At 66.3% G+C, this 7,097-nt stretch carries 7 protein-coding genes; 4 read left to right on the top strand and 3 right to left on the bottom strand.

The window, feature by feature from the left end; all coding sequences use genetic code 11:
* Positions 1-908, top strand: a 908-nt coding sequence (locus WAN02_RS12270; protein WP_422264441.1) for a cytochrome P450, incomplete at its 5' end; no start/stop codon positions are given.
* Between the two features lie 6 nt (positions 909-914).
* On the opposite strand, the gene WAN02_RS12265 is transcribed toward WAN02_RS12270, so the two are convergent.
* The gene (locus tag WAN02_RS12265; RefSeq protein ID WP_325688507.1) at positions 915-1,106 is read right to left on the bottom strand and encodes a ferredoxin; all 192 of its coding nucleotides are present in this window, start codon (positions 1,104-1,106) and stop codon (positions 915-917) included.
* 16 nt (positions 1,107-1,122) lie between these two features.
* The gene (locus WAN02_RS12260; protein WP_422264439.1) at positions 1,123-3,504 is read right to left on the bottom strand and encodes a CoA transferase; all 2,382 of its coding nucleotides are present in this window, start codon (positions 3,502-3,504) and stop codon (positions 1,123-1,125) included.
* Between the two features lie 194 nt (positions 3,505-3,698).
* Here WAN02_RS12260 and WAN02_RS12255 point away from each other — a divergent pair, with 194 nt between their 5' ends.
* Together WAN02_RS12255 and WAN02_RS12250 are read left to right on the top strand one after the other, a co-directional pair.
* Positions 3,699-4,520 carry a FadR/GntR family transcriptional regulator gene (locus WAN02_RS12255; RefSeq protein WP_422264438.1) on the top strand — a complete coding sequence of 274 codons (822 nt, stop codon included), beginning with the start codon at positions 3,699-3,701 and terminating at the stop codon, positions 4,518-4,520.
* 12 nt (positions 4,521-4,532) lie between these two features.
* On the top strand, positions 4,533-5,261 hold the full coding sequence (locus WAN02_RS12250; protein WP_422264442.1) for an SDR family NAD(P)-dependent oxidoreductase: 729 nt from the start codon (positions 4,533-4,535) through the stop codon (positions 5,259-5,261).
* A 9-nt stretch (positions 5,262-5,270) separates the two neighbouring features.
* Here WAN02_RS12250 and WAN02_RS12245 read toward each other — a convergent pair whose 3' ends face one another.
* Complete coding sequence (locus WAN02_RS12245; RefSeq protein ID WP_422264437.1) at positions 5,271-6,122, bottom strand: LLM class flavin-dependent oxidoreductase; 852 nt, start codon at positions 6,120-6,122, stop codon at positions 5,271-5,273.
* Positions 6,123-6,214: 92 nt separating this feature from the next.
* Between WAN02_RS12245 and WAN02_RS12240 the strand changes: the two genes are divergently transcribed.
* Positions 6,215-7,097: acyl-CoA dehydrogenase family protein (locus tag WAN02_RS12240; RefSeq protein WP_422264436.1), on the top strand; the 883-nt coding region annotated here is incomplete at its 3' end.

The following is a 7,097-nucleotide window of genomic DNA, read 5'->3' as shown; positions in this document are numbered from 1 at the left end:
CCTTCACGCCGCGGGCGATCGCCAAGCTCGAAGACGGCATTCGGGCCCGTGCGTCGCGGATGATCGACGACCTGCTTGCGCGCGGCAGCGGCGACTGGATCGACGATGTCGCCGACGCGCTGCCGATGACCGTCATCGGCGACATCATCGGCATTCCGGAACAGGACCGGCCGCGGATCTTCGACGGGTTCGATCACATTCTCAAGGTGCAATCCAAAGGCGCCCAGATGGACACCGACGTGTTCGCGTCGATCTTCAGCTACGCGATGGAGCTCACCGCCGAGAAACGGCGCAATCCGGCCGACGACATCTGGAGCACGATTGCGTCCGGCGTCATCACCGGTGACGACGGTGAGCAATTCAGCTTGGCCGCAAACGAACTCGAGTTCTTCTTCTTCGTGCTCGCGTTTGCCGGCAGCGACACCACCAAGAACGCGCTCGCCATCGGACTGCAGGCGTTCGTCGCGAATCCCGAACAGATCGAGCGGTACCGCGACGACGAGTCCGTGCGGTCCAGCGCCGTCGAGGAGGTGCTGCGTTGGGCGTCACCGGTGGCGTACTGGACCCGCAGCACCAAAATCGATATCGAAATGGACGGTCAGCACATCCCCAAGGGCGAGCGGGTGGTGTCGATGTTGCGTTCGGCGAATCGCGACGAAGAGGTCTTCGATGCGCCGTTCACGTTCGACATCGGCCGCCAACCCAACCCACATGTCGCGTTCGGCGGCGGCGGAGCGCACCACTGCCTGGGCGCCATGCTGGCCCGCGCCGAGATCCGCGCCGTACTGGATGAACTGCTGCTGCGCGGCGACGGCTTCACTCTCGGACCGGCCCGGGTGACCTACCCGAATCTGACCACCAACATGTCGATTTACGACGAGATGCCGATAACGCTGAGGCCGCGGTAGGCGCTCTCAGTCGACCAATCGCAGCGCGGCCTTGGGGCACTGGTCCACCGCGGCCGCGACGTCGATCTTCAAATGCTCCGGCACGTCAGCGTCGGCGACGTGCACCACGTCGGATTTCCCGATCACGAAGATGTCCGGCGCCAACGATTCGCAGAATCCATTGGCTTCACACAACGTTTCGTCGACGATTACGCGCATCGCTTACTCCTTAATTTCACAGCCCTTTGGGCCGCGTGCCGATCACCCCGGCCGATGCCAGACGGGCGAGTTCTTGGTCGGTGAGCCCGCACATGCCCCGCAGCACCTCGTCGTTGTGCTCGCCGAGCGTAGGCGGCGGACGCATCAGCCACGCGCGCTGTCCATCAAGTGGGGCGAACGGCGGGCGCGGGTAACGGCCCGAACCGGTGCGCGGATGCTCGAGCGTCTCCAAGAACCCGCGGTCGTTGAGCTGATCGTTCTCGGTGACCAACGACGGCGACACCACCGGTGCGACCGGAATGCCCACAGCGGCAAGGTCATCCACTACACGGCGCAAATCCTGGCCGCCGAACCAATGCTGCAGCTGCCGGTCGATCTCGTCGGCATGGGCTCGTCGACCCGTGACAGTGCCGAACCGGTCGTCGCCGGTCCACGACGGGCGGCCCATCACGTCGACCAGCGCCAGCCATTGGTCGTCGGTGTCGACGGTGACGGCGACCCAGTCGTCGTCGCCCGCGCAGCGGTAGAGGTTCTGGACGGCCCAGCCGTGTCCACGGTTGCCCCGCCGGCTCAGCGTGACGCCGAATACCTCGGCTTCCATCGGCTGAATGGCGGTGACGTTCAATACCGTCTCGATCATCGGCAGCTCGACGAGCTGACCGAGTCCGGTGCGGTCGGTGAAACACAGCGCCGCCGTCACGGCGAAAGCCGCGTGAACACCGGCCAGCGGGTCACACGCACCGCGGGGCGGGATGGGCGGACCGTCCGCGAGTCCGGTGACCCAGGCCAGGCCGGCGATCTGCTCCATCGTCGGCGCGAACCCGACCCGGTCGCGCCACGGACCGTCCAGCCCGAAGGCCGGCATCCGGGCCACGACCAGACGCGGATTGATCGCCAGCAAGGCGTCGGCGGTGAGCCCGAAGTGGTCCATCACCCGTGGGGAGAAGTTCTCGATCACCACGTCGGCATCGGCGACGAGTTCACTGAACAGGCGACGCCCGTCGTCCGACCCCAAATCCAGGGTCACAGAACGCTTGTTGGTGTTCATAGCGTGGAACACCCAGCCGTATTCCCACCAGTCGTCGCGGTCTTTTCGCATGCCACCCGAGTACCGGATGCCGTCGGGCCGTTGGATCGACTCGACTTTGACGACGTCGGCGCCGAACGCCGCTAGCAGATGCGTGGCGGCGGGCCCGGCCCAGAACGCGGTCAGATCGACAATCCGAAGACCTTTCAGCGGCAGCCGGGGATCCGCCGGCGGCTCGCGGTACTCGCGCTTGGGCCATGGTGTGGTGGCGTCGGCCTCGCCGAGCGCCGGTGCGCCGCGCAACGCCGCGGGTCTGCACTGCGACATCAACCAAGGGGTGCGCGGCTGGTGGAAGCCGGCCGGGTTTTCCACGAACACCCCGCGCTCCATGGCGTAGGTGGTTTCCCGGATCGTCGCGCCATTGCCCAGCGCCGCGATCGGTAACCGGAACAGCTGCCCGAGCTCGACGACTTCGTCGACGGTGCGTTCGGCCAGCCACGGCCGAATCCGCTCCCGGATGAAGTCGCGATACTGCCACCGCCCGATTTGGAAACTCAGCTGCGGGATCTCGGTCAGCTCCGCGCAGTCGACCATCGCCGCGAAATCCAGCCACTGCTGGCCGGTGACCATGGTGATCCCGATGTAGCCATCTTTGGCCGGTTCGATCGACGGGACTTCGATGGTGCGTAACACCGGCGGCGCCTGCAGCAGCTGCGAGTGCAGCCATTCGCCGCTTTGCATCAACGTGATTGCTTCCAGCATCGACAAATCGAGATGCTCGCCGGGCCCGCCGTGCTCGACGCGGCGGCGCACGGCCAGGGCACCGAACGCGGCGAACACCCCGCCCATGTACTCCCCGAGGTCGCCACCGATCGCAATCGGTGGTCCGGCTGGGTCGCCGCGGAAGCCGGTCAGGCCCGACCATGCCTGCAAGGTGAACTCGCTGGCGGCCCGATCGGCGTACGGCCCGGTCCAGCCGAAATCGGAGATGGTGACGACCACCGCCCGCGGGAACTCTGTCAGCACCTGGTTTGGATCGATGCCCAGCTGGGCCGCCTGCGAGCGGGTGGCCGTCACCACGATGATGTCGGCGCCGGCGAGCTCGGAGCGAAGGTCGGCAGCCGACGAGGTCACGCTGTGCTTGCCGGCGTTGAGATAGCCGAACAGTGGAGAGTCTGTGCCGGCCGGGATGGCCGATCCGCTCGCGCTGAATTGGCGCAACCAATCCCCTTGTGGCGGCTCGATTTTCCTGACGTCAGCGCCAGCGTCGACCAACAGCTTTCCGCAGTAGCTGCCGGCGATGCGGTCGCTGATCTCCACAACACGGACGTCCGCCAGCGGTGTCGGTCGGCTGTCGTGCCCGTCGCTCAACGTTTTTCCGTGTCTACGCTCGTCGGGTTGTTGTCTATGCCATCTTAGTAAATTTGCCGATCGGACTCCGCCCACAATCGGACCGAACGCTTGACCAGCGCGGCTATTATGCCATTACTGCTAAAATTGCAGTATATGGAGTTCTCGGGTGCAGCGGCCGTGGCTCCGTTCGGCTGTTCCGCTGCTGGAATCAGATGACTGCGCTGGGAATTGGCCCCGAGGCCCGACGTCGACTGTCGGCGCCGCGGATCGCCGAGATCGTCGCGGACGAGTTGCGGCGACAGATCATCGACGGCGAATTGGCCGACGGCGATTTGCTGCCCCGCCAGGAAGTGCTCGTCGAGCAGTTCAATGTCAGCCTCGTCTCGCTGCGAGAAGCGTTGCGAATTCTGGAGACCGAAGGCCTGGTATCGGTCCGGCGCGGCAACCGGGGCGGCGCGATCGTGCACGCTCCGGCGAAGACCAGCGCCGCCTACATGTTGGGTCTGCTGTTACAGAGTGAGTCGGTCGTCGTCGCCGATCTCGGGACGGCGATCCTGGAACTCGAACCCGCGTGCGCGGCACTGGCAGCTCAGCGACCCGACCGCGCCGACACCATCGTGCCCGAGCTCAAAGAAATCAACGACGCGATGGAGACGCACCTGGAAGACGGGCCCGAGTTCACCGAAATCGGGCGTAGATTCCACGATTCCGTCGTCCGCGGCTGCGGCAACCGCACGATCATCGCCGTCGTCGGCACCCTGGAAACGCTGTGGACCAGCCACGAACAGCAGTGGGCCGACGAAAGCGCCGCCAAGGGCACCTACCCGTCGCTGACCAAACGTCGCGCCGTGCTCAACACACACGTCAAGCTTGCCGACATGATCGAGGCCGGCGACGTCGACCGGGCGCGCCGGATCGCCGCCCGGCATCTGTCCGACACCCAGAGCCACGTGCTGGCCGCCGGACCGGACCAACGGATCTACGCGGTGTCGCCGCAAGCATTGGGCCGCCCGCGGGACAACCGTCATCTCTAAGTCGTGGACGAGCTGATCGGTGCGAGAACCGCGCTGGTAACCGGTGGCAGTGGTGGCATCGGTAAGGCCTGCGCTGCCAAGCTTTGCGAACTGGGTTACGACGTAGTGCTTTCGGCACGCCGGGTTGACCCGCTGCGCGCCGCGGCCGACGAGATCGGCGCGCGTTACATCGCCGCCGATGCCGCCGACCCGAGCGGCTTCGAGCAGGCGATCGGCCCGCTGGAGACGATCGACCTCGTTGTGCACGCCGCGGGCACCTTGGGCGGGACTTACGCGCGCAAGCAGACTTTCGAGCAGTGGCAGACGATCATGTCGGCCAACCTGGACTCCTGCTTCGTGGTGACCGCGGCCGCACTGCCGAAGATGCGCCCCGGCTCCCGGCTGGTGTTCATCTCGTCCTCCGCGGCGCACGAACCAATGATGGCTCGCACCGCCTACTCGGCGTCCAAGGCCGGGATGAACGCGTTTGCCCGCGCGCTGGCACTCGAAGTCGACCGGGACGGCATCGCCGTACACATCGTGACGCCAGGACCGGTGGAAACCGAGATGCTGCAGGATGTTCCGTTCGAGATGAACGCCATTGCGGCCGCCGATGTCGCCGACGCCGTGGCATGGCTCGACACCGTGGACCCCTCAGTGGATCTACCGGAGATCCGGCTGCACGCGGTGCGGCGTGGCCCGTTCGCCCGCGAGCCCGTCGTGCCCGACGAGGCTCGCCGCCGCGCCGCTCGACGTCAATGACCGCGCCCGCTATTGCGGGAACGTTTTGATCACCGTTTCGCCGAATTCGTGCAGCGACTCCGGTGCGGCAAAATCAGCGAACCAGACATAGAACCGCCCGACCCCTTGACCGGACAAATCACTGAAATGTCCGGACAATTCGTCGGCATCGCCACAAACCAGGCCTGATCCGAGATTCCCGAATCGCCGCGCGCTGACCTCACGCACCTTGGCCGGATCGCTGTCCTTACGAACGAAACCGATCATCTGCTGAATCGACACCCGGGCCGGGCCGGCGGCGGGGGTCAGCTCCGCCAGCCTGTCGATGTGGTTGGCCGGGATGTTCCACCAATCGGCATATCTGCGAACAAGTTCCATCATCCGCCGGCCGGTCCCACCGAGGATCAGCGGTATCGGATGGGTGGGAAGCGGCGACTGGCTGCGGGTGGCATCGTCACCGCGTCCCCAGTATTGGGCCATCACCTCGAGATGACCTTCGAGTTGTTTGACCCTGGCCACCGGATCTTGTTGCCCGACATCGAATCTGGTGAACTCCGCGGGCCAGGACCCGGAACCGAGGCCGAGCTCGAACCTACCGTCCGACGCTTCCGACAATGTGACGGCCTGCTTGGCCAGCACCGCCGGATGACGAAAGGCGTCACAGAGCACCAGGTGGCCGATCCGCAGCCGCTCGGTCTTGGCGGCCACCCAGGTGGCGACGGTCATTGCCTCCCAAATGCTTTCGTCGGGCAGGCCGGGTGCCTCGAGGTGGTCGATGAACGCTATGCCGGAGAACCCGCTGGCCTCGGCGTGGCGTGCCCGCTCGACAATATCGGCGACCGGCACCCGAACCTGCGGAAGGAACAGGTACCACTCCGCCATTACCTACCACCATTCGGATCGCTGAAGTCAGGATGCCGCCGCGATTGACGTTTGTCGCGCTAGTTTACTATTTTTATTATGTTAGGGGCCTTATGGACGTTGGACTGAATTCGGGTCAACTGGCGCTGCGCGACAGCGTGCGTGACGTCCTGCGCGCCGAATGCCCGCCGGCCGTCGCGCGGCAGGCCATCACGGATCCCGATCGGTGGCGCACTGTCTGGAAGACAGTCGTCGACCTCGGCTGGAGCGAACTCGCCGTGCCCAACGCCGAGGGCGACAGCTCCTTCGGTCGGATGGATCTCACCGTTGTCCTCGAGGAATGCGGCGCGGCGCTGGCGCCTGTTCCCTTGCTCTCCAGCGTCGGCCTGGCCGCGGGTCTGCTCCGACTGGCCGGTCCCGCCGTCGACGATGTGCTGGCCGAGATCGGCAGCGGCGTGGTAGCCGCGCTGGCCGTTCACCCACCGGGCCATCGGCTGCCCGCGGTCCCGATGACGCTGCAGGACGGGCGGGTGAAGGGGCGCGCGGTCGCGGTGCCCGGCCTCCCCCGCGCGGAACTCGTCGTCACGCTGGCTTCATCGGCCGATGGGCCGGTCGCCGCTGTCGTGCGGGTCGGCGATGGCGTGAGTGTGCGCGAGGCCGAATGCACCGACCCCGCCCAGCCGGTCGCTGACATCGAGGTCGACGCCCAGGCGGTCGCCATCGCTCCGGTGGACCTGGAGTCAGCCCTGGCGACACCGCTGGTCGCGGCGGCCGCCGACCTGGTCGGTGTCGCCGGCGCCGCGCTGGACCGCGCGATCGAGTACGCGAAAACGCGCCAGCAGTTCGGCAAGCCGATCGGCGCATTCCAGGGCATCAAGCACGCCTTGGCCGACAACTATGTCGCGCTGGAACGCGCCCGTGGTCTGACCTACGCTGCGGCCGTGCGGCTCGACGACCCGGCGACCCCGCTCGCTGCGGGCTGGAACGCCGCAGCAC

The sequence above is a fragment of the Mycobacterium sp. genome, assembly GCF_049281135.1.
GTDB lineage: Bacteria > Actinomycetota > Actinomycetes > Mycobacteriales > Mycobacteriaceae > Mycobacterium.
Note: the sequence above shows the minus strand (reverse complement) of the source record. Positions and strands in the feature narration are given on the sequence as shown.